Genomic DNA, 23,348 nt, shown 5'->3' on the forward strand with positions numbered 1-23,348 from the left:
TTTAATTCGATTGACTAATTCCAAAAGTAGTTCTTTAGATTCCTCCAATTTCCCTTCATTTCTCAGCTTTATTGCAAAAGCAATTTGTTCATTCATAAATCCAAGTCTCTCCTTTGTATGATCATCCATGTAAGTTTTATGGCTTTAAATGTTTAACAAACAATACTCGATCATTTCCCCGTCCATCATAATTGGAAAAAACAGAAATCCCATCAACCACTCGATCGCCAGTTTCTATTTCAAATCCCATCCTTGTATGAAAAGCAATAGAAGTTCGATTGATAGGCGAAGTAACACACCGCACAAGTTGGCATCCTTTTTCTTTCATTTTTTCAAAAAATAGTTCGTATAATTTAGATGCAATTTTTCGTTTTCGGTATTCCGGGTGAACACCAATAAAATGAATGTACGCTTCATCAGGATACGTTTGCGAAACAAAACCAACTAAGAAGCCAATAATTTGATCTTGAGCAAGCGCAACAAAACTCGTTTCTTGAAAGTGAATAAAAAAGAGTTTCGGAAGCATATCAGCCATTTGCCGGCCGCCCCACCAGTCATTTAAAACATGAATAATATTATGGTAATCTTCGGGAGAAACATGGCGGATAAGCATTTTCATCTTCCCTTCCCTATTAATCTTTCACAACATTTCTTGACAAGTTTATAATTTAATATACATAATTTTTATAATATAAACAATATTTCATGCTAATCCTTATTAATGAATAGAAATGGAGTGTTGATGATGTGGAGCATTCGCGAAGCAACACCGGAAGACGCTGCAGGATTATTAGCGCATACGAAAAATATACTAGAAACAAGCCCATTTATGCTTACGACCCCGGAAGAATTTCAAGTTACCGCTGACAAACAAAAAGAATGGATGATTGAACAGCAACAAGCAGGAAATCTTATATTGGTAGTTGAAGATAATGGAGTTATTGTTGGAACATTAAATGTCCGACGTGAAAAAAAGTTCCGTCATCGTCACATCGCTTCGTTTGGTATTAACTTGCAGGAAGCTTACTGTAATCAAGGAATCGGCACGCTTTTGATTCAAAAAATGCTTGAATGGGCAAAAAATAATGGTATCGAAAAAATCATGCTGAATGTGATGGCAACAAATGAACGGGCGATTTATGTTTACAAAAAGTTGGGATTTAAAGAAGAAGGACGCTTTAAAAATCAATTAAAACTAGAAGACGGTACATATGTGGATGATATCGCTATGTCATTATTTTTATAAAAGAACATGGGGGCATTGTAATACATGAAAATAAAAAGTTTATTTTACTATGTATTGATCTTAGCTGTTTTTTATCTATCTGGACATTCGTTTCATATTGACTGGCTCATCTTTTATCAACAAGAGCTTTTCCGTGACGGTTCGTTGAAAGAAGCTTCAGGCTCAATCATGCCGTTTGTCTTAGTTTTCCTTCTATATTATTGGTTTACAACAAACAAAATAAAGATGGCCAAGAAACAATAACGATAATTTTATACAAAAAGGACACACCACATTTTGAGAAAGTTCAATCAATGGTGTGTTCTTATTTTAAAATGTCACTGTTTTTCAAACCAAGCAGCTAGTACTTCTTTTTCCTTTGTCGGCTTCAAGCCTGCTTGCCATTGTTCTTCACTTATATTTCGAGTTTCGTGCCATCTTAACGTATCGATAATCGTTTCTGACAACGGACGAATCGTTAGACCCTCTCCCATTGCTTTAGTAATATTAATAGCAGAGAATCCTTTCATGTTCGCTGATTTTGGTATAAACAACGGCAATTCCGTCCAATATGCCACTTCTTTCTCAGACAGAAATTTTTCATCTACCCATGTAAATGTTGCATCACTCTTCAATACTCTTTTACATTCTTCTAAAAATTGTTCCATCGTTAACGGTTGAAGAGGACCTGTCACATTGTAAATCCCCTTCTGCCGTCTTTCAATTAAACTCACTGCAAAACGAGCAAGGTCGCGCACATCAATAAATTGCACATAAGCATCAGGGTTCCCAGGAGCTAATACTACTCCCCCTCTTGAGATGCGTACAGGCCAATATGTAAATCGGTCCGTATAATCATCTGGTCCGACAATTAATCCGGGACGAAGAATAAGAGATCCTTCTGGAAAAGCCTTCAAGATTTCTTTCTCACAAAGCGCTTTGAGCGGACCGTATGTTTCTCCGTTCACCTCTTCCGTTGTCTCGTTGTCTAACGTACCTACCTGGGCGGTTTCGTCAATATTTGTTTGTGAAAAATCGGCGTACACGGAAATGCTTGAAATAAACGTATAATAACTGCATGATTCGGCTAACAACTGCGCGGAAGCTCTAACAATCCTTGGAGTATAGCCACATGTATCAATAACCGCATCCCATTTTCTTCCTAACAAAGCGTGTAAATCCCCATCACGATTTCCCGTTAGTTTTTCGACTTCTGAAAATAACTCTTTGTTCGTGCTTCCCCTATTAAAAATGGTAACCTTATGCCCTCGTCGTAAAGCTTCTGCAACAATATGCTTTCCGACAAACTTTGTACCACCTAAAACTAAAATATTCATTTTTCCCCTCCATATCTTTCTTCGTTTACTATTCATAATTATGGAGAACAAACAAAGAATAGACGCATTACTATGAAAAACATTTTACTAACAGTTGCTCTTTACTTCCACTCCCCACGCTTTATGTATCCAGTATGTTTGAACTTAAACCATTCCGCGCGCCAATTCTTCAAGCCGTTTTATCGCTTCATCTTTATTAAACGAACTGTACCAACGATAATTTTGTTCGTCTAATATACGGTAGTGTTTGCTGATCACGTTTTGTTGTAAGCGAAAAGTACCTATTTTCTTGATTTCTGTCCACCATACTCTCTCGCCGAATGTTCTACTTTTTGGTACATCTACTTCTTCATGGGCAATCGTTTCAAGTATTTCAAGCGATCGGTCTCCAAGCACAGACTCAATGATTTCACTGTCGCGAAACAAGGCACACAGAGCGACAATTTGTGTCCAGCTTGCATATGTTCTTCCTTTTTCGATTTGTACTAATGTTTTTTTGGAAATGCCCAACACTTCTGCCATCTTATCCTGTGTATATCCTTTTTCTATACGGATGAGTTTCATCTTATTTTGGAAAGAAGGTAAATCAGTTGATCTTTATCCATACAATCGACCTCTCTAAGATAAGTTAACATAATATTTTTATAGTATATTATTTGCATTAAAAATGATATTTTGTAAATTATTCCCTTATAGTGTGATATTACATTTTTTGTTTATTATTGTAAATAATATTATTATGGACAAAATTTTTTATTGCCTATCTTTTAATGAATTGGATATAATTCTCAAAAAAGAGAAAGGGAGATTCTCTTGTTTCAAATAAAAGAATATATAAAAGAAACGTTTACTGTTTCAACCGATCGCAGCAAAGTCGATTTGAACAAAGTTTGTGATTTTTTAGCACGCTCATACTGGGCAAACAATCGAAAGCGGGAAACGATTATGAAATCCATTGAACATTCTCTTTGTTTTTCTTTGTTTGATGGGAATGTACAAATTGGCTTGGCCCGCGTCATTACCGATGGGGCTACATTTGCCTATTTATGTGATGTGTTTATCGATGAAAATTATCGAGGAAAAAAATTAGGTACATGGTTATTGCAATGTATATTAGAGCATCCTGATGTCGCTGGAGTTCGACGTTTCTGTTTAGCGACAAAAGATGCCCATGAATTTTACAAACAGTTTGGATTTATGTCGTTACAAGAGCCGAAGCGCTTTATGGAAAAAATGAATACATAAAAACAAGAAGCAGTTAATTGAAGAAACAAAGTATATTCCATCACTCCCAAATATCAATCAACAAGTTTTTATACCCTAAAAACATTGATAAGGAACGGATGTGCTTACTTATGAAAATGTATTTTTTCTATATAGGACTTGGAATTGTTTTTTTAGTAACGATGATTTCGACATTGATAACCAAATCAACCACTCTACTCAAAAGTTTAAGCGTCATCAGCTTTATTTCCTATCTTGTTTTAGCCTTTTTCTCTATTAAAAATACTAAGGGCGTGAATGATACTAAAAAATAAATGAGGTTATCCTCAACAAAAACACTAGAAATCTAGGAAATTCTATCTCCACCGGCATTATCAATGATTTTTAATGTTACCTATTTTACTGGCGGAAGGTTTCCATTTCCATAAATCAAGCCTGCTTCTTTCGAATGCTGAAAGAAGCAGGCTTGATTATTTCTTTATTCATTTTTGAAAGAGAAAGAAAGTTTCTGCTGCTCTTGGTCCCATACTAGATAGGCATCAAATGTTTTCTCGCCTTTTTTAAATCCTTTAATAAGGTCCGTCTTGCCGTTCTGCAGCAATTTTTTCACGTTTGTTTGCGAAATCTTTTTTCCGAGTATCATCTTCGAAATAGTGAAAGAGCATTTCGTTTTCGCATAATTGGAACAGCCGTAAAAATCTCCTTTGTCGATTACCGTTCCGTCACATAGTTTACATTTGCCAACCGTTTTTCCAAGCGTTGTTTTCGATTTTGTTCGTTGAATGGATTCGGTATCAAGGCCGGCGAAGTTCCATGTTTCCGACATTTCAATCGCATCTTGAATAATTTTCGCTGACAGTTTCTTTACTTGTTCGATAAAGTTTGCCGCTGATGCTTTTCCTTCACCAATTTCGCTTAAGCGCTGCTCCCATTTTGCCGTCATTTCCGGTGAGGCTAATATTTTATCACCAATTGCCTCAATTAAAACTTTTCCTTTATCCGTCGCATACACTTGATTTTTCTTCACTTCAATATATTTTCGTTCCTTCAGCATCGTAATAATGCCGGCACGTGTTGCTTCCGTCCCTAGGCCTTCTGTTTTCATTAAAACTTTTTCTAGTTCCTCATTGTCGAGAAACTTTCCCGCTGTTTTCATAAGGGTAATGAGTTGACCTTCTGTATATCGTTTTGGTGGCTGCGTTTTACCTTCTTTCACTTTGACATGTACAACACAACCTTCTTCCCCTTCTTGAACTTCTGGAAGCAGCAGCACATCTTCCTCATCGTCACGATGAAAAATGACTTTTCGCCATCCTTCTTGTATTTGCTGTTTTCCTTTAGAAATAAATTCCGCTCTCTTATCGACGAGAGTAATAATCGTTGTATAGTCAAAAATGGCTTGTTCATAATGGGCGGCAATGAGGCGGCGAACGACTAAATCATAAATTTTCCGCTCATCGTTTGATAGCTTATTAGGATCTGTCACTTGTTCGGTTGGGATAATCGCATAGTGGTCCGTCACCTTTTTTTCATTGACATACCGTTTGTTGTGAATAATCGAAGGATTCGGAAGCGGAAAAAGGTCTTTATATTCTGGTAATCTACTTACTTTCTGCAAAATATCCGGGAATGTTTCCGCCTCTCCTCTCGTCACATAGTTGGAATCAGAGCGAGGGTACGAGACAATTCCTTTTTGATATAAGCTTTGCAGAACATCGAGCGTTTTTTTCGGAGAAAACTGATACAGTTTGTTTGCCGTTGCTTGTAACGATGACAAGTTAAATAAAAGCGGCGGCTGAAACTCTTTTCGCTCCGTTTTCACTTCTTTCACTTCGGCCGCTTTATTCCGGCAAAACTCTGCTATCTTCTTTGCTAATTCTTTGTCTTTCAAGCGGGAGTCATTATCTTTTACCCATTTCCCCTCATATTGCTTCCCGTCTATATTAAACGTCGCCAGCACTTCCCAAAATGGTTCTGACTTAAAATTTTCAATCTCTTTTTCACGCTTCACGATTAACGCTAGTGTCGGTGTTTGGACACGCCCGGCGGAAAATACGTCGTTCATTCCTTTCTTTTTCAATAAAATGCTGTAAATTCTTGAAGCATTCATGCCGACTAACCAATCGGCGCATGCCCTTGCATATGCTTCATAATATAAATTTCTTGTTTCACTTTCATCTAGTAAGCTTTTAAATCCTTCATAAATGGCTTTCGGTGTCAACGAAGAAATCCAGAGCCGCTTCATCGGTTTTTTCACGCCGCTCATTTTGATAATATTTCGAACAATTAGTTCTCCTTCACGCCCGGCGTCACCGGCGTGAATAATTTCCGTCACTTCCGGTTTTCTTAGCAATTCTTTTATAATCTTAAATTGTTTCGCTTTCGATTTTTCGATTTCGTATTGAAACTGTTCAGGTATAATCGGTAACGTCTCCATCGTCCATTGCTTCCATTCCGGACGGTAATGCTCGGGCGGGGCAAGTTGGAAAAGATGACCGACCGCCCATGTCATGTATGCTCCTTTCGGAAATAGTTCATTCGGAAAAATTTCAAGATAGCCATCATGTTTTTTTGATTGAAATGGCGAGGCGAGCGTGATTCCTTGGTCCGGTTTTTCAGCGATAATTACTTTCATACTTTTTCTCCTCAGCTTTATAAAACATATACATGAAACATAACACACTTCGGACATCATTTTGGCTTAAGCCACTTCATGTCCTCTTGAGCTTTGCAAAATTTCAAACCATTGCTGACGATCCACTGACAAGGATAAGGCGCGTACTGCTCTTTCAATTCTCTCTTCTTTTCCTGAGCCAACAATCGGCATAATACGCGCCGGATGCGCCAATAGCCATGCGTACATAACTTCGTCGATCGTGCGTGCTCCAATTTCTTCTTTGACTTTTTCTAATGTATCGCGAAGGCGTACAACTTTTTCATCTTCAGATGTAAAAATTTTTCCTCCCGCTAGCGGCGACCATGCCATCGGTGGAATTCGTTTTTCTTGGCACAAATCCAATGTACCGTCTTCCATATTTTCAAGATTAAAGACAGATATTTCAATCTGATTAGTCACTAATGGAAAATCTAAATATGACTGTAACATATTAAATTGCGAACGTTTAAAGTTCGACACTCCGAAATAGCGGACTTTCCCTTCTTTCTTTAATTGTGTAAATGCCTCTGCTACTTCTTCTGGATTCATAAATGGGTCCGGGCGGTGAATTAATAGTACATCAATATAGTCCGTTTGAAAATTTTTTAGCGAACGATGAACGCTTTCGATAATATGTTTTTTGCTAGTATCATAATGTTTGATTCGGTGATTAGGGCGATTCTTTGAGACTAATTTAATGCCGCACTTTGTCACAATCTCCATCTGATCTCGTAATTCTGGCTTTAGCTTAAGGGCATCGCCAAATAATTTTTCGCATGTATAACTACCATAAATATCGGCATGATCAAATGTCGTAATTCCATTTTCTAAACAAAACTCAATGAGGCTTAACGTTTCTTCTTTTGAATAGTTCCATTCTGCTAGACGCCATAAGCCATGAATAAGGCGGGAAAACGATAAGTCTTCTGCCAAGCGGATTCGTTCCATTTTCATTCCTCCGTATGCTGTTTTTATGTATAGACAAGTTTTTATTATGTAACAAAACCTAGGAATTGTAAATTGAATAAATCGTTGCAGCCTTTTAACAAATTCCACATTTGATGTATAAGCTCCTTCCAAAATATAGCCATCAAGATCGTAAAACTCGACTGTATAGTACCCTTCCGAATAATTCAGCACTTCCTTCCACTGATTCGGGAATCATTCGAGTGTTTGGTTCCTACCAAAACCGATACACATCCTCAATCGCTTCTTTATATCACCTGCTTAGGGGCAAATATATCTTTTTTACAGCGAATCATCCACTTTCTTAAAATAAATCTCGACATTCCCGTTACAAACGAAACTTCATTCATTCTTTTTCAAGCGATGTGCTGAAATAACGGTATGACTGCGCCAAACTAGACACCCAAAACCCACGACTGAATGTACGATCCATTCGGACCTCCCCTTTAACATTGTATATAGATTGAATTTGACTCCACGGGCACATATACCTTCTTAGCAAAAAAATTTTCTAGCCTATCATCGATTAAGTCTCTTTTTCTGACACATACTACATACATGCGGGAAAATAAAGGAAGGGGATGACAGAAGCACCATGAAAACGTTGAACAAGAGGTTATTTTCGCTAAAAATAAGAAAGCTACAAACCATGTTGCTGGTGATTTCGCTATCAGTCGGAATAGGAGCACTTCCTACAAAAACAAGCGCCGAAGAGCATCCATCGACAAGACAAAACAATGAAAAATATACGTGGAATTTAGCCGACATTTACCCGTCACAAGCGGATTTTGATAAAGATTATGAAACAGTTTCCAAAATGCTTTCCAAAATCTCAGCTTATCGAGGCTTATTGAGTAAAAAAACAAAATTAGTAGAGTTTTTACAGCTAAACGAAGCCATTTCCCGCAAAATTGAAAAACTATCTTTGTACGCTCACTTAAAGCAAGATTTGAACATTGAAGACAAAAAAGCGGCACATCTTAAGGCAAAAATAGAAAAGCTCGCGTCGGAATACGCCGCAGCAACCGCTTTTATGGAACCAGAAATTTTGGCAATGCCAAAAAACAAATTAAATGCTCTAAAAAAAAGCCGCGAGTTGAAACAATATGCCCGCTATATGGAAAGCATAGTAAAAAGAAAGCAACATACTCTATCGAAAAAGGAGGAAGCATTGCTTGCCAAACTCGCCCCAATGACGAATGACCCAGAAAACATTTATAACAATGCCTCACGCGGCGACTACACTCCAGTGGTTATAAAGAATGCAAACGGTACAAGCATCAAATTAACAGAAGGAAACTATCTGGCCGAGCTAGAGCATCCAGACCGCGAATATCGAAAACGCGTTTTTAAAGCATTTTTTTCGAGTTATCAATCCATCCAAAACACATCTGCTGCGACATTGTATGCTTCTGTTAAAGCAGACGAACTGTACGCAAAAGCGCGGCGTTACAAATCCAGCCTTCATGCCGCTTTATCAGCTGACGATGTACCGAAACATGTTTTTACGAATCTTTTATCGTCCGTCAATGAGAATCTTCATTATTTGCACCGTTATATCGAGTTGCGCAAAAACGTACTTCATATAGACAAAGTACATGGATATGATATGTATGTCCCGCTTGTAAACGAGGCGGTTGCGAAAAAAATGAAATTCCCAATTGAACAGGCGCAAACGGTTATTCTTGAAGGGCTAAAACCGCTTGGAAAAGAATATGTGGCAAACGTCAAATATGCGTTTGAGCATCGCTGGCTAGACATTTTTCCACGCGATAAAAAATATACAGGCGGTTATAATACGTCAGCATATGACACGCACCCTTTTATTTTACTTAATTATGACAACTCGCTTGATGAAATGTTGACAATTGCTCATGAAATAGGCCACGCCATGAACTCTCTTTATACCAACAAAAAGCAGCCTTATTATAACTCTGGTCAGTCGATTTTTACGGCGGAAGTGGCCTCGACAGCGAATGAATTACTCATGATGAACTATCTTCTCGGCAAAGCAAAAACAGAGGAAGAAAGACTTTACTTATTAAACAAACAAATTGATCAAATAAGAGGAACGGTTTACACACAAGTGATGTATTCGGAGTTTGAAAAAGAGATTCATGACAAAGTACGCCATGGAGAAAGCTTAACAGCAGAGGAATTAAACGATTTATGGCTCAAATTGTTGGGAAAATATTATGGAAATGCTTATCAAACCGACAAGGAAGCAGCACTCGGCTGGCTTCGCATCCCACACTTTTATGACCAGTTTTATGTATATAAATACGCAACTGCTATCGCTGCGGCATATGAACTCGTAAAACAGATGAATGAAGACAAGACAGGAGCAGCGACAAAACGCTATCTTGAGTTTTTGAGTGCCGGCACGTCCGATGAACCACTTTCATTACTAAAAAAAGCAGGAGTTGACATGACTTCCTCAGAACCGATTACAAATCTTTTACGCTACTTTGGTTCCCTTATTGAAGAAATGGAGCAAATTTTACGGAAACAAGGAAAAATAAAATAACGAAACGAATCCATAAGGGGCTGGCTATCAAGCAAAAGGTCAGCCCTTTTTATTATGGAGTTCGCTTCGTTATTTTCATTATGTCGCCTGGCTATCTTGTTTGGCAGCTAACGATTTTAGTTGCATTCGAAAAATGAGCGATTGAATGATGGAAAAACATCCGCCAACGACCCAGTAAAGCGACAAAGCAGATGGAACAGAGCTTGCGCCAATGAAAATCATTGCCGGCATGATATATGACATCATCACCATCTGCTGTGACGTTTCTCCGGTAACAGATGGTGATAGGCGCATGGAAATAAACGTCATTAAACTAGCAAGAATCGGTAAAATAAAATATGGATCTTTGTGTCCGAGCTGCACCCATAAAAATGAGTGAAGCTTAATTTCTTGCGTCCGCGAAATCGCGTAATAAAGCGCCATAAAAATCGGCGTTTGAATGAGCGCCGGCAAACAGCCGCTCATTGGGTTTATACCGTGCTTTTGATAAAGTTGCATCATTTCTTGCTGCATTTGTTGCTGTTTTTGTAAATCAGTGCCTTTATATTTTTCTTGAAGACGTTGAATCTCCGGGCGAAGCTTTTGCATTGCTAAAGTCGTTTGAAATTGCTTTAACATGAGCGGCAATAACAAGAAACGAACAACCAACGTTAATGTAATGATGGCTAGTCCATAATTATTGCCAAAAAAAGCACCTAACGTTAATAGAATCTTCGACATCGGATAGACAAAATAATGATTCCAAATTCCTTGGCTGTTTTCGGTAATCGGTGCATTTGTACCGCATCCGCTTAAAATGGTTACTACTAACAGAAAAAGAAGAAATAATTTTCCTTTCATATGGCTTCCTCCTTGTTTTTCATTGCGTCATAGAAAAACAAGGAGCCTACTTCCTTCATCATCAGCAGCTCGTGATTGATCACTGTAAGGAATTTTTCTCTGCTGCAACACAAAAAAATTTCGAAAAGGATAAACCATCATGAAACGATATCTATAAATTTTTTCATTCTTCACATCATCTAAACGGATCTGATGAATAAACCATTTATTTCCTTTCTGGTAAACAAAATAATGCTTAATCGTTGTGAAAAACGTACTAAAAAGAAATACATATATCAGTAACTCAAACGGTGCTTCCATATGGCCACCTCTTTTGCAAAAACAAACCGGTTTCGTCTACAAAACGTATATACGATAAATCCATCTCAAAAGTTTCATTCTTCTATTATTTTGCCCTTATCCTTCTACTATGTAAAGCTAAAAAATAAATCCAAAAAGTCTCAAGGAATTTCAATTTACAATAATCGTTCCAAAAAAGTAATGACCGATTGGAATAATTCAGAAAATAATTGGTGATTCACTCCTATATATATAAACAGGGCAAACGAAAGATAAAAAATGACAGCTTCTAAAAAGCCGGAAGTCCGATAGGTAATAAAAAATTTATAACGCTTTGTCTGAAACGGCCAAAACAGCGGAACACCTTGGACAGAAAAAAAGTCTTCAATAATATGAAGTAAATAACCGATAATGAAACCATAGAAAAATAAAGAATGGGACTCCGAGAGCAGCACAGCAGCAATGATTGCCCAAATAATAATGGAATGAGTCATTCCACGATGTCCAAATGCTTGTTTCACTTTATTGGACATTCCTAGTGATCGCCTGCCTACATAAGAATTCGGTTCATCGATATCTGGAAGCAAGCTGCCGATGATAATTCCCACAGCATAGCTCATAGTAAACGATAGAGAAGTTTGTGAGGCAATGCCAGCACCAATAGCCAATGATGTTACAATATGGGTATGATAACGCAAGAAAACCACCTGACTCTTTCTAGACTAAACAAAATATATAGCCATTATAGCACAAAACAAGAAAATTTGTTCGTATAAAAAAAGCGAGTTGTTTGATTCTTTTCTCGAACAAACGAACTCGCAAAAAATGGTTCTATATTTTCATAAGCCGATACACAACGACTACTCCTGCCAAAAACGGTAAAAGAGAAACCAATAAAATAGTGCTTTGAACCATTAACCAATCGGTAATTGTTCCACCAAGTATGGCCCTGAACGCATACCCGACAGCCCCACCAAAAACAGTAAAGAAGCGCGCCAATCCGGTGAAGCAATATCGCTATCACCGCTTGTAAAGTTGGATAGATCTACTATCGTCAGTATATTAACAAATAACTTTTGGTATTGAAAAAACGAAATACCATTCTAAAAACGAAGGCTTTAGACATTGTATCCTTCTTTCAGCTTCTTTTTATAAAAGTTGGACAGCTCAATAATCATCGCTCCCATTCGCTCCAGCTGCGGCGCAATGACGCGCTGAACCCCTTCTTCATAGAGAGCTTCAGCGGTTACTTTTCCAACCGCTACAGCGACGACATGATCACAAAATGCACGCTGAAGCGATGCGACATCCTTATATTCTTTTGCAAAATCAAATAAAAATCTCACTTGCATCGTTGCAGTAAAGCAAACTGCATCGACTTTACCACTTGTAATCTCGTTATAAAGCTGTTCAAGAATTTTACGCTCCGGAGCAATATGTCGATACGGCAATAGTTCGGAATATTTTGCGCCTCTTTGACCAAAAAACTGTTTTAATGCTGGTGCGGTATCTCCATATAATTGAATGACAACGCTTTTTCCATTAAACTCAAACTCTTTAAGCGCATCGATTAACCCCTTCGTCGTTCCATCATCACTATAAACATGCGGTGTAATCCCTATCTTTTTTAATACCGACAATGTTTTATAGCCGCGAATCGCTACCTTTGCCCCCTGAATTCGCCCGACAAGAGCCTCTTTTAATCCAAACTTCTCAGCCGCTGAAAAAATGGCTTCTGTACCTATCCCTGTTGTAAATACAATCCAATCTATTTCTGTTTCAATAAGTGCACGAAGGTCCTCTTCCAACTCTTCCTCTCTAGCAAATACGGTGCCTTGTGCAGGCCTTACCAGCGGTATTCCCCCTTGTTTTTTTATTAATGTACTCATTTCCTCCAATTTTCTCGATGCACATAAAACAACGCGCTTACCTTCCAACTGCCTCTCCCCCTTGAAATTCTATTAATTAAACTTACTATACAATAATTAATCAATAAAAAAAACTCCCTCTAAAAAAAGAGAGAGTTATCCGATTACTTTTACGAGGCGATTGGATACATAAAACGAACCATAAATTCGAACTGGTTGGATATAAATAATATCATCTAATGCGATTGTTGTTAACTTCGCATTCCGATCATAAGCAAACAATTTTTTGGCATCCTCATATAATTTTACAATTAGAAAAGTTGTTTCCCCTCGCACTGTTTTAATCATGACGGGTTGTTTTTGTTGAATCCAGCGCTTCAATTGTTTGTAGGAAACTTCATTCACTTAGCATCTCTCCTCCATTCATTTGGCTCATTACTCACTTATATTAAAAATTATAAAAAATTATTCCATGAATAATAAATAGAAAAAAATCAGCAAATTGTACTAAAGAGTATGAAATGATTACAAAAACTAACATGAAACGACAACATCAAGCTCGAGAACCGTTTTCGCATTCGTTAAATCAAGAGTCTTCACTATGAATGATCGAGACGATCTCCTTTTCCAGAATTATACGCATATGAACTTGTTCTCACGATCTATCATTGCTACAAATGTTGAATCGTGAAGATTTATGCTAAAAAAACTCGAAATATTCAGTCTTAACAATTTAAGTAAATTTCGTTTACAATGTAAAACGTAAATCATTTTTGTTGAAAAAACGAATAAGTTGTAACAAATTGTAAATTATAACAAATTTTATACATATTAAAGGAAGGACAGCGATGATTGAGATTCTTAAAGATTTCCTATTAAACTTATTTTTTATTTTGCTTCCAATCTTTATCATTCCTTTATGGATGGAAGAAAGGAATATTTCAGAAAAAATAAAACATCATATTTTAACTACTTCTGCAGCGATTGCGATCATCTTTTGTATTACCTTTCCTGTCAGTTTCGATGAAGAATATATGTTCGATTTACGACAAATTCCTTTTTGGTTAGGTGGACTATATGGAGGACCGTTTGCGAGTATATTCTTATGTATTGTTACAATCGGTTATCGTTCTCTTTTTGGTGGAAAGGGATTTATTATCACTATCATTTCCGCGATTTTTCAAACAGTGATTAGTGTACTATTATCCAAAAAGTTTATCACCTTATCCTCTAAGCAAAAAATTTTACTTAGCTTTGTGTTATCTGCCTTCTCAGGAATGTTAATGATTATCATGGTTCGACTTTTATACGGCTTTTCCGATTTCTTCTGGACGATGTGGCTCGTTTATTTGCCGATTCAGCCGCTCAGCATGCTGCTAACTTGTTATTTGAGAGAGGCTTTGCAAGCTAATATTGAAGTTCGTAAACGAATTATTCGCGCAGAAAAGATGGAAGTAGTCAGTCATCTAGCTGCCTCGATTTCTCATGAAGTGCGCAATCCATTAACCGCATCACGCGGATTTATGCAATTACTAGAGCAGCACCATCTCCCCTTAGAAAAACGAAAAGAATATATTAGAATCGCCATTGAAGAACTAGATAGAGCAGAAGCGATTATTACAGACTATCTGACGTTTGCCAAACCGGCTCCCGAATGTGTAGAAAAACTCAATGTAAAGACGGAAATTGAACGAGTGATTGATATTTTACGACCATTAGCTAACATGAGCAGTGTGGAAATTCAAACTTCCCTCATCCCTTTCAATGTGAAGGGGGAGCGTGAAAAATTCCAACAGTGTTTGCTTAATATCATGAAAAACGCAATTGAAGCAATGCCAAATGGAGGATTATTGGACATTTATGTATCGCTCAATAAAAATAACATACTGATTCGAATTTCTGATACTGGCGTAGGAATGACAAGAGAACAACTTGAGCGCCTCGGTGAGCCTTATTTCACAACAAAAGGCACAAAAGGAACTGGTCTCGGCATGATGGTCGTCTATCGAATTATCGAATCGATGAACGGAACCATTCAGATTACAAGCGAAGTAAACAAAGGAACACAAGTATCTATCTATCTTCCGCTCATTCAATCTTTGCCGTACACCTCTTCAACTGGAAAAGAAAAGATATTAGCTTACTAATAAAAAAGCTGACTAAAGGTATAAACTTCCCAACCTTGTCATATAGGAAGTTCAATAACCTCGTCAGCTTTTTTCATCTATATAATATGAAATACAAAATTCATAAGGAATAAAAGCGAAACGGTCACTAGCGGTACGGATACTTCCTTTGTCTTCCCGACTGCTATTTTTAATAGCGGGTAAAGAATGAACCCGAATGCAATTCCATCAGCGATACTGTAAGTAAAAGGAATCATAACAATAATCACAAACGCCGGAAACCATTCGGAAAAATCATTAAGTTCAATATTCTTTATATGCTGCAGCATCAAAGCTCCGATAATCATTAAAATGGGAGCAATGGCACTGCTAGGAATCAGTTTGATCACCGGAATAAAAAACGCAGACGCTAGGAATAGAACACCAGCCGTCACGGCAGTAAACCCCGTTCTTCCGCCCGCAGCAATGCCAGTTGCACTTTCAACCGTGGAAACGGTCGGGCTCGTGCCAAAGAAAGCACATGACAGTGCAGACAAAGCATTCGCCTGTAAAGAACGACGATATTTTTCAGGCTGCTTTAACATTGCGGTATGCCCATGAACAAGTCCGATATTCTCAAATACAAGCACCATTGTTAATGAAAATACAGCAATCCAAAATGCTAGTGACGTCATGCTGGCAAAAGACATCGCGCCAAAAACATTTTTATAGGGCTCAAACGAAAACGCAGTATTTTTCAGTTCATGCATATCGAGAAGTCCAAACAAATACGCAATGAATGTCCCGAATAAAATGCTGAGCAAGAAATTGGCTTTCACATTCCGCATAAATAGAAAAAGCGTGATGACAAGTGTTAGAAGCGTCGCTTGCACATGAGGATCGCCTAAATTCCCCAAGGCAATCATCGAATTTTCTCCTCTTGTTACAAGCCCACCTTTTTCTAAACCGATTAACGTTAAAAACAGTCCAAGACCGACTGTTATCGCTTCTTTTAATGCATGAGGTATCGCGCGGGAAAGTAAATCTGATAAACGTGTAAATGCAATGATACTAAATAAAATCCCAGATGTGAAAACGACCGCAAGTGCTTCCTGCCACGATAGACCAAGCGACTGTACAATCGTATACACAAAAAGCGCGTTAATTCCCATGCCTGGAACAAGTAAAATCGGTGCATTTCCCAAGATTCCCATGAGCACACAGCCAAAAAATGAAGCAAGTATAGTCGCGATAATCCCTGCTTCTACTGGAATGCCAGCCTCCGATAAAATCAACGAATTGACAGCAATAATGTACACAATGGTGAAAAAAGAAACCGTGCCAGCAAGCATTTCCTTTTTTATTGTTGTCCCATTGCGTTCAAAGTCAAATCGCCGAGTAAAAAAATTTCGCAACATCCTTTCTATAAACCTTCCTTTTTTTAATCCCTCGACCCACCCCGATTATCAGCGATAGACTGATAACCCACAATGTGAATATTATAGCAAGAGAAACAAAAACATGACAATGGTTTTCCCTGTAAATGTCGATTATGTAGAGACCACTCTGACAAAAATAATACCCCTCGCTCGTTTGCGAGAGGTATCACGATTTTTAGACAATTGTTTTCGTTTCAAACGTTTGAGATGCCGTTTTCGGCGTGTTAGCGTTTAAGCATATCGAAGCTTATTTTGAGCCTTAAGACTAAATTTCAAAACAAAGAAACCCCTTTGAGCTATTTCCTGTTTATCACATCATAATTCCGCCATCTACATGTAATACAGTACCATTTACATAGTTGGATTCATCAGAGGCTAAATATAAATACGCATAGGCAATATCGGAAGGTTTTCCAAGTCTTTGCAGAGGAATCATGGTTACAATCTGATTTAGAACTTTTTCTGGTACTTTCGCTGTCATACTCGTTTCTGTAAACCCTGGCGCTACTGCATTAACGTTAATTCCTTTACGCCCTAACTCCTTTGCCCAAGTTTTAGTCATTCCAATCACTGCTGCTTTAGCTGCGGCATAATTCGTTTGACCCACGTTCCCATAAACACCGGAAACAGAAGAAGTGTTAATAATTTTCCCCTTTCCTTTGGTAATCATATATGGGACAACCGCCTGTGCGCAATTGAACACTCCCTTTAAGTTTACGTCTAGTACTTGTTGAAATTGTTCTTCAGACATTTTCGTTAACAGCGCATCTCTTGTAATACCAGCATTATTCACTAATATATCAATGGTTTCAAAGTGGTTCACAACATCTTCTACCATTTTGTCCACGCTTGAGCGGTCGGCAACGTTCACTTGAAAAAATTCTACATCAAGACCTTGCTGTTTTAACTCTTGTACTCGTTTTTCGCCTGTCGCTGCATCAAAATCGGCTAATGCCACCTTAGCTCCTTCACGAGCGAAAAGAATGGCAGCTTCCAAACCAATTCCGTTTGCCCCACCTGTAATAATGGCCACTTTATCTCGTAAACGCATACAATTCACCCCTCATTCGCCTATATCTTCATTTACTATTTAATGCACCAAATCATCATATTGTGAATGACCGCTCAGTCTTTTAACAAAAAAATCATCCACTATGCAGTGTAACCACATAGTGGATGATTTAGAATCGTTAATAAGACATACTTCCAGCCACAATCAAACCGACAATAATGGAAATCGCAAATAAACTAAAACCAACGGCAAGATTGCCTTCCTCAACCTTTTTCGCCAAATTCGTCTTTGGTGTAAAAATATACTCAAGCGCTAAGTAAACAAGAATTTGCGTAATAATCCCGATGGCTCCCCACAACACCGCATCCAGCAGACTGACGCTGTTACTCCAAGCACCATAAATAACAATGGCTAATCCAATTCCTTTCCCCCATAGCTTTAACGCTACCGCCATATTTCCTTCGCGAATTAACTCCCGCTCGGAAAACTTCGTTGTCAGGCTGAATAAGCCAATCCCAACTCCCATTAACACGAAACCTAATATCGTATAAATAAAAAAGTTAACTATATATGACATCACTTTCATCCTTTCCCTTCTACCATCACCGGCAAATAGTAAGATAAGTTATTTGTAATGATTCCGCCTGCGCGCAAGCCGATTCCCATTGCTTCTCCATTAATTAAAAAACAAGTATATAAAAGCCTTACATTTTCATATCCTTTTACCGTCTTTACCATCGCTTCCGGCAAAGAAACATATTGCTGATAAACAGGAGTTTCATCGACATACGTTTGTTGAAGGTCTGCAAAAATCGGATTCCCTTCTTCATTCTTAATGACAACCGTATCCCCTTCACGCCCAAATGCAGGTTTTTGTACATATGTCTGTTTTTTCGTCAGAAAATATTCCTCATCTAAATAAGTCGGCAAAAAGTGTTGTGAAATCCAATCATGTTCTTCTTCTGTAAAAAACCGATTTCTCTCCTCATACAATCCCCATATTAACGCTTGAACAGCTTTCGATTGCAGTAAAAACGCAGATGGCGGATTGATAAGAGCCACTTCTCTTTCGTTCCATAGCTGCAACAATAATTTTCCTACTTCCTCACCATCCGGAGAGCGGTCATCAAGCAAATGTTCAAGCGGATATGTTTGCCGATACAATACATCAATTCTCCTTCCCTCTGAATCATACAGCCCGCGTTTTAGGATGCTACCGTCATTAAGACGAATATCCTCTGCAATTACGCGGAGCTCGTTAAGAGGAACATATGCCGCTTCCATCCCGCTTAAACGTTGCAGGTAATGGACCGTTTCTTTATCTTCTATATGATCATCATGTGAGGTAAAAACGACATATGGTTTTCCATCGCCGCGTATAGCACAGAATGACTGTTCAATCGCGCTTTTTAAAGCGAGCGCTAATCCGTCCGCTGCACCGGTATTAGGAGATTGTGTACGAAACTCACTGGCAATGTGCTCATTGATATCAAATGTTTCACGAATAAATGTTGGAGTATCCGCATTCAGTTCAATTAACTTAAATTCTTGATCTACAAAAGCTAAATCCGCTCTCGCAATGACTGTTTCTTCCGGAAGCACCGATATGCGCAAATATGGAATGACTTCAGCCCGAAAGCCCAATAGCTGTAATGTTTCTCCCGGCAGTCTTCGAAGCAGTCGCGCCGTTTTTCGATAAATGTGCCCAATTCGGTTTGTCGCGTTAATCATTGCTTTCACTTCATTTTTTGTTAAAGCATAGTAATCAAACAACGCATATTCAATGTTGTATAAATCCGGCCAAAATCCTGTAATGCGCTTATAAAATTGCTCGCGCCGCTTTTTGTGATCCTCTAATGAATACATCATTACCCTCCAAAAAAACCGCCTTTCGTCCCCGAACCGATCCCTGATTTCGCTCGGCTTTTAAACTCCTGACTCACTTTATAACTTTTATATGAAGATGAATGCTCTAAACTGCGTTTGGAAGGATAGTAACTTCCGCCATAATAATAATGGCGGTAATACGTACTATCATCATCATCACACACATAAGTTCCTGTAGACGCATCCCATTCCCAATCATCACAATCTTCATCGTCTGGATGTGGCGGCAAGCTTTCGTTATTATTGCAAGCAACTAATGAACCAGCCATTAATGTTGTAAAAACTCCGATCATCATTTTTTTCGTCTTGTTCATATTTATTTCCCCTCTTATTCTAATATCAATCCTGTTGCTGTCACGTAAAGGACATACAGCTTTCGGTCTTCATCAATTTCCGCACAATCCCGAAGCCATTCCTTTCCGTGAAAATAGGTAAATGAACTGCCGATATAGGCCATGATCTCAAGATGGGAATGCAGTTCAAGCGTTGTAATTATCGGATGATTCTTCTCTGAATTTAACTCGCGGACTTCGAGTAAAAGACCATGACCATTTACTTCATCTTCTTTTTCTCCTTGTTCGTACTTCTCTACATAAATTGCAAATGTATCATTCTCTAAAGCAGAAGAAAGCTGCCTATACGTCACTCCCTCTTTTACAAAAAACTCACATTCACGTCGAGTAATGATTTGTTCTAAGTCAATATTTTCGTAAAAATAAAGCAACTCATATTTTTCATGATCCAATAAGAGTCGATACTCCAATCGTGCCACTACTTTCACCTACCTTATGAAAAATCAAAAAATTGACGTACTCATATACGTTTATAATGGGAAATAGTTTCAATTGTCTAGCAAGAAAAAACCTGAACAGCCAAAACTGCTCAGGTCACCTTATAACTTAAATTGTTCAATCGCTTGGAACAAATCTTGCGCCTTATCATTCAAAGATTGGACAGATGAAGAGATTTCCTGCATCGATGCAAGCAATTGTTCGGAAGCAGCTGCCACTCCCTGTGTCTGTTGTTCGGATTGCTGTGAAATATTCTCTGTTTCGTGAATCGTTGAAACGATCCTTTGCAATGATGTTTCCATCCATGTCAGCCTTGATGAAACATCATTAATTTGCTCTGTTACTTCATGGGTTGCCTCTAAGATTTTCTCGAAAATCGTACCGGTATCATTGGCAACCATTACTCCCTTTTGTGTCTCCTGTAACACATGTTCCATCGCAGCCATAGATTGAGAAGTATCTTTTTGAATTTTGCTTAATAGCATGTGAATATGTTTAGCAGATTGGGAAGATTGTTCAGCAAGCTTCCTCACTTCATTCGCGACAACAGCAAATCCTTTTCCGTGTTCACCTGCTCTTGCTGCTTCGATTGCCGCATTTAAGGCAAGAAGATTTGTTTGCTCGGCAATGGTTGTAATCATTTGTGTCATTTGTCCGATATTGTTGGATCGTTCATACAAAGAACGAATCAGTTGTGTCGATTGTGATACTAATTCATTGACACTTCTCATTTGCCCGATCATTTCATGAACCGACGCGGTGCCCTTTGCTGCTTCGTTGTTCATTTCCACTGACGAAGAGGCCACCTGTTTCGCGCGATCCGAAATATAATGAGTATCTTTCATTAACGATTGAATCGCATGTGTGTTTTGTTTTGCATAATGTAGCTGTTTTCCTGTTCCTACAGCTACTTCCTCCATCGTTGCCGCTACTTGACTTGTGGCCTGCATCGTTTCTTCCGTAATCGCTGTCAACTCTTGTGAAGAAGCAGACACTTCTTCGACAAGCTGCTGGTTGGCAGAAATAATATCTCGGAATGATTCAATTAATGAGTTAAAAGATGCGGCAATCTGTGCAAACTCATCCTTTGTATGGACGTTCATTCGCACAGTTAAATCCCCCTTTGCCGCCTGCTCTGTCATCGTTTCAATTAAATCGATATGATCACGGATAGAACGATAAAAAACAGTAAACAAATAAACAATAATAATCGATACAATAACAATAACAGCAATCGTCTTCCATTTATCAGCATTTAATGAGTTGTATTCTTGATTGATTGCTTTTTTTAGAATGTCAATTCCAAATTGCGCTGTTTTAAATAATTGCTCATGTGCTCCATTCGTTTTGTCGTAAATCATATTCGGTTCAGCTGAAATGGTCGTTGTCTGTAAAAATTCGCTGTCAATCACATTTGAAATCGCAATGGTCTCTGTCATCACCGCGTCTTTATATTGACTGAATTTTTCATTCATCGTTTTGTTTTCATTGAAAATAGAGACTGTTGAGTTATTAAGAGAAATAATAGAACTATCGAGCGAATTGAGCAAATACGTAAGTTTTGCTTTTTCATTTTCATCGATTTTCTTATTAATGGCTATTTCGGAAGCCAATGCTTGTGTCGCTCCAATCAGTTCGGTTACATAGGGAACTTTATCGACAATGAGCCGGACAAGGTAGTTGTTATCAATATTGTTATCAAGTGTCAAATTGGAACGGTCGGCAATCATCATCATCAGTAACGTTAGATCATTAATAATAATATTATGACGTTTAACCGTTTCATCTGTCGTAAAAGTAGACCAATTTTGTTCAATCTGCTTCCAAGACTCCTCAAATGTTTTCCATTGTTCACTTACAGAAAACAAATCTTTGTTTTGTTTATGGATTGCTTGAATGCGTTTGACCGTTTCATTTATTCCTTTTTCCGTCGCTTTTAGCTTAGGCTCTACTGAAGAATCACCTGCCAAGTAAACAACACTATATTCCCGATGTTTTTGTAGTGCGTATAAACTATTAAGAAAATTTTCTATATATAAAAGCCCAATCCTTTCTTTTTCTACAAAATTTGTCTTTTGTTCTAACGAGCGAATATAAAAGGAGCCAATCGTCCCAAGTGAAATGATAAAAATGATAAACAAAAACATGAATTTTTTACTAAATTTCAGATGATTTAAAAGTAATGCAGCCGGATTAAATACTTGCTTCATATTATGTAACCCCTTCTATGAAATTCTTTCTTGAAATAACAATATATGTATAGTGCTTTTTATTTTATCAAAAAATTATGTTAATTGTTAATACTATTTTAATATTTATTTTTTTGATTAAACACATAATTCCCCCTATCTTGTCACTATGCCGTTTCATTGTCATCTATTTTTTTATATTGTAAAATGAAAATCAATCAAAAATTCATGAGAAAAGGAGAAATATTTCTTCATGATTATATTAAAAACAGAAAGAGAAATTGAATTAATGCATGAAGCAGGAAAATTACTCGCAGCTTGCCATAAAGAAATCGCTAAAATGATAAAGCCAGGAATTACGACGATGGAAATTGATGAGTTCGTTGAAACGTTTCTCCGTAAACACGGCGCCACTCCAGAACAAAAAGGATATAAAGGTTATCCGTATGCAACATGCGCTTCGATTAACGATGAAATATGCCATGGCTTTCCACGTAGAGAGCCGCTGAATAGCGGAGACATTGTGACCATCGATATCGTTGTCAATTTACGCGGGGCACTTGCTGATTCTGCTTGGACATATCCAGTCGGTGAAGTGACGGAAGAAGTGCAACAATTACTCGATGTAACGAAAACGTCTTTATATAAGGGCATTGAACAGGCGATAGTTGGTAATCGCATCGGTGATATCGGTCACGCCATTCAAACGTACGTTGAAGCACATGGATTCTCAGTCGTTCGTGATTTTACCGGACACGGAATTGGTAGAACCATTCACGAAGATCCATACATTCCCCACTTTGGAACCCCGGGAAAAGGACTAAGATTAAAAGAAGGAATGGTTATTACGATTGAACCAATGGTCAACACCGGCGCATGGCAAAGTAAAATGGACGATAACGGTTGGACGGCAAGAACGATTGACGGCTCACTCTCCGCACAGTATGAACATACGATTGCCATCACAAAGAATGGACCGTTGATTTTAACGGAACAATAGAAA

The 23,348-nt window shown here is 38.0% G+C and carries 22 protein-coding genes and 1 pseudogene; 6 read left to right on the forward strand and 17 right to left on the reverse strand.

The features are described from left to right. Nucleotides 1–136 precede the first annotated feature (136 nt). Entirely contained in the window at nt 137–613 is a 477-nt protein-coding gene (locus HNQ85_RS13015; RefSeq protein WP_181538213.1) for a GNAT family N-acetyltransferase, read from the reverse strand. Between the two features lie 132 nt (nt 614–745). Between HNQ85_RS13015 and HNQ85_RS13020 the strand changes: the two genes are divergently transcribed. Further along, complete coding sequence (locus HNQ85_RS13020; RefSeq protein ID WP_181538143.1) at nt 746–1,246, forward strand: GNAT family N-acetyltransferase; 501 nt, start codon at nt 746–748, stop codon at nt 1,244–1,246. 24 nt (nt 1,247–1,270) lie between these two features. Continuing rightward, on the forward strand, nt 1,271–1,489 hold the full coding sequence (locus HNQ85_RS13025) for a hypothetical protein (protein ID WP_181538144.1): 219 nt from the start codon (nt 1,271–1,273) through the stop codon (nt 1,487–1,489). A 74-nt stretch (nt 1,490–1,563) separates the two neighbouring features. Here the strand turns inward: HNQ85_RS13025 and HNQ85_RS13030 are convergent, their stop codons facing one another. Continuing rightward, on the reverse strand, nt 1,564–2,562 hold the full coding sequence (locus tag HNQ85_RS13030) for an SDR family oxidoreductase (RefSeq protein WP_181538145.1): 999 nt from the start codon (nt 2,560–2,562) through the stop codon (nt 1,564–1,566). A gap of 144 nt (nt 2,563–2,706) precedes the next feature. Continuing rightward, nucleotides 2,707–3,167, reverse strand: a pseudogene (locus HNQ85_RS13035) (helix-turn-helix transcriptional regulator). Nucleotides 3,168–3,375: 208 nt separating this feature from the next. Between HNQ85_RS13035 and HNQ85_RS13040 the strand changes: the two are divergent. Further along, the gene (locus tag HNQ85_RS13040; protein WP_181538147.1) at nt 3,376–3,807 is read left to right on the forward strand and encodes a GNAT family N-acetyltransferase; all 432 of its coding nucleotides are present in this window, start codon (nt 3,376–3,378) and stop codon (nt 3,805–3,807) included. A gap of 457 nt (nt 3,808–4,264) precedes the next feature. Here HNQ85_RS13040 and HNQ85_RS13045 read toward each other — a convergent pair whose 3' ends face one another. Further along, a complete protein-coding gene (locus HNQ85_RS13045; protein WP_181538148.1) occupies nt 4,265–6,421 on the reverse strand; it encodes a DNA topoisomerase III in 2,157 nt (718 codons plus the stop codon). A gap of 66 nt (nt 6,422–6,487) precedes the next feature. Continuing rightward, nucleotides 6,488–7,390 carry an aldo/keto reductase gene (locus HNQ85_RS13050; RefSeq protein ID WP_181538149.1) on the reverse strand — a complete coding sequence of 301 codons (903 nt, stop codon included), beginning with the start codon at nt 7,388–7,390 and terminating at the stop codon, nt 6,488–6,490. Nucleotides 7,391–8,057: 667 nt separating this feature from the next. Here HNQ85_RS13050 and pepF point away from each other — a divergent pair. Then, nucleotides 8,058–9,935 carry an oligoendopeptidase F gene (gene pepF / locus HNQ85_RS13055; protein ID WP_181538214.1) on the forward strand — a complete coding sequence of 626 codons (1,878 nt, stop codon included), beginning with the start codon at nt 8,058–8,060 and terminating at the stop codon, nt 9,933–9,935. Nucleotides 9,936–10,013: 78 nt separating this feature from the next. On the opposite strand, the gene yidC is transcribed toward pepF, so the two are convergent. From yidC to HNQ85_RS13080, 5 genes are all read right to left on the reverse strand, one after another. Next, the gene (yidC, locus tag HNQ85_RS13060) at nt 10,014–10,775 is read right to left on the reverse strand and encodes a membrane protein insertase YidC (protein WP_181538150.1); all 762 of its coding nucleotides are present in this window, start codon (nt 10,773–10,775) and stop codon (nt 10,014–10,016) included. 27 nt (nt 10,776–10,802) lie between these two features. Further along, complete coding sequence (locus HNQ85_RS13065) at nt 10,803–11,075, reverse strand: hypothetical protein (RefSeq protein WP_181538151.1); 273 nt, start codon at nt 11,073–11,075, stop codon at nt 10,803–10,805. 155 nt (nt 11,076–11,230) lie between these two features. Next, nucleotides 11,231–11,752: a metal-dependent hydrolase gene (locus tag HNQ85_RS13070; protein WP_181538152.1), complete on the reverse strand. Its 522-nt coding sequence runs from the start codon at nt 11,750–11,752 to the stop codon at nt 11,231–11,233. Between the two features lie 420 nt (nt 11,753–12,172). After that, entirely contained in the window at nt 12,173–12,991 is an 819-nt protein-coding gene (locus tag HNQ85_RS13075; RefSeq protein ID WP_181538153.1) for a uroporphyrinogen-III synthase, read from the reverse strand. Nucleotides 12,992–13,078: 87 nt separating this feature from the next. Beyond that, on the reverse strand, nt 13,079–13,327 hold the full coding sequence (locus tag HNQ85_RS13080) for a hypothetical protein (protein ID WP_181538154.1): 249 nt from the start codon (nt 13,325–13,327) through the stop codon (nt 13,079–13,081). A 443-nt stretch (nt 13,328–13,770) separates the two neighbouring features. Here HNQ85_RS13080 and HNQ85_RS13085 point away from each other — a divergent pair, with 443 nt between their 5' ends. Beyond that, a complete protein-coding gene (locus HNQ85_RS13085) occupies nt 13,771–15,069 on the forward strand; it encodes an ATP-binding protein (protein ID WP_181538155.1) in 1,299 nt (432 codons plus the stop codon). A 77-nt stretch (nt 15,070–15,146) separates the two neighbouring features. Here the strand turns inward: HNQ85_RS13085 and HNQ85_RS13090 are convergent, their stop codons facing one another. From HNQ85_RS13090 to HNQ85_RS13120, 7 genes are all read right to left on the reverse strand, one after another. Further along, nucleotides 15,147–16,442: an NCS2 family permease gene (locus HNQ85_RS13090; RefSeq protein ID WP_409994135.1), complete on the reverse strand. Its 1,296-nt coding sequence runs from the start codon at nt 16,440–16,442 to the stop codon at nt 15,147–15,149. A gap of 334 nt (nt 16,443–16,776) precedes the next feature. Next, a complete protein-coding gene (fabG, locus tag HNQ85_RS13095; RefSeq protein ID WP_181538157.1) occupies nt 16,777–17,517 on the reverse strand; it encodes a 3-oxoacyl-ACP reductase FabG in 741 nt (246 codons plus the stop codon). A 139-nt stretch (nt 17,518–17,656) separates the two neighbouring features. Beyond that, nucleotides 17,657–18,055, reverse strand: coding sequence for a DUF350 domain-containing protein (locus tag HNQ85_RS13100; RefSeq protein ID WP_181538158.1), 399 nt, complete (start codon nt 18,053–18,055; stop codon nt 17,657–17,659). A 5-nt stretch (nt 18,056–18,060) separates the two neighbouring features. Further along, nucleotides 18,061–19,344 carry a glutathionylspermidine synthase family protein gene (locus tag HNQ85_RS13105; RefSeq protein WP_181538159.1) on the reverse strand — a complete coding sequence of 428 codons (1,284 nt, stop codon included), beginning with the start codon at nt 19,342–19,344 and terminating at the stop codon, nt 18,061–18,063. Between the two features lie 2 nt (nt 19,345–19,346). Beyond that, nucleotides 19,347–19,679, reverse strand: coding sequence for a hypothetical protein (locus tag HNQ85_RS13110; RefSeq protein ID WP_181538160.1), 333 nt, complete (start codon nt 19,677–19,679; stop codon nt 19,347–19,349). A gap of 14 nt (nt 19,680–19,693) precedes the next feature. Then, entirely contained in the window at nt 19,694–20,137 is a 444-nt protein-coding gene (locus HNQ85_RS13115) for a hypothetical protein (RefSeq protein WP_181538161.1), read from the reverse strand. Between the two features lie 120 nt (nt 20,138–20,257). Continuing rightward, entirely contained in the window at nt 20,258–22,366 is a 2,109-nt protein-coding gene (locus tag HNQ85_RS13120; RefSeq protein ID WP_181538162.1) for a methyl-accepting chemotaxis protein, read from the reverse strand. Nucleotides 22,367–22,598: 232 nt separating this feature from the next. Here HNQ85_RS13120 and map point away from each other — a divergent pair, with 232 nt between their 5' ends. Next, nucleotides 22,599–23,345, forward strand: a complete 747-nt coding sequence (gene map, locus HNQ85_RS13125; protein WP_181538163.1) for a type I methionyl aminopeptidase — start codon at nt 22,599–22,601, stop codon at nt 23,343–23,345. Nucleotides 23,346–23,348 lie beyond the last annotated feature (3 nt).

Origin of the sequence: [Anoxybacillus] calidus (genome assembly GCF_013760845.1) — a bacterium.
Taxonomy (GTDB): Bacteria; Bacillota; Bacilli; order Bacillales; family Anoxybacillaceae; genus Paranoxybacillus; species Paranoxybacillus calidus.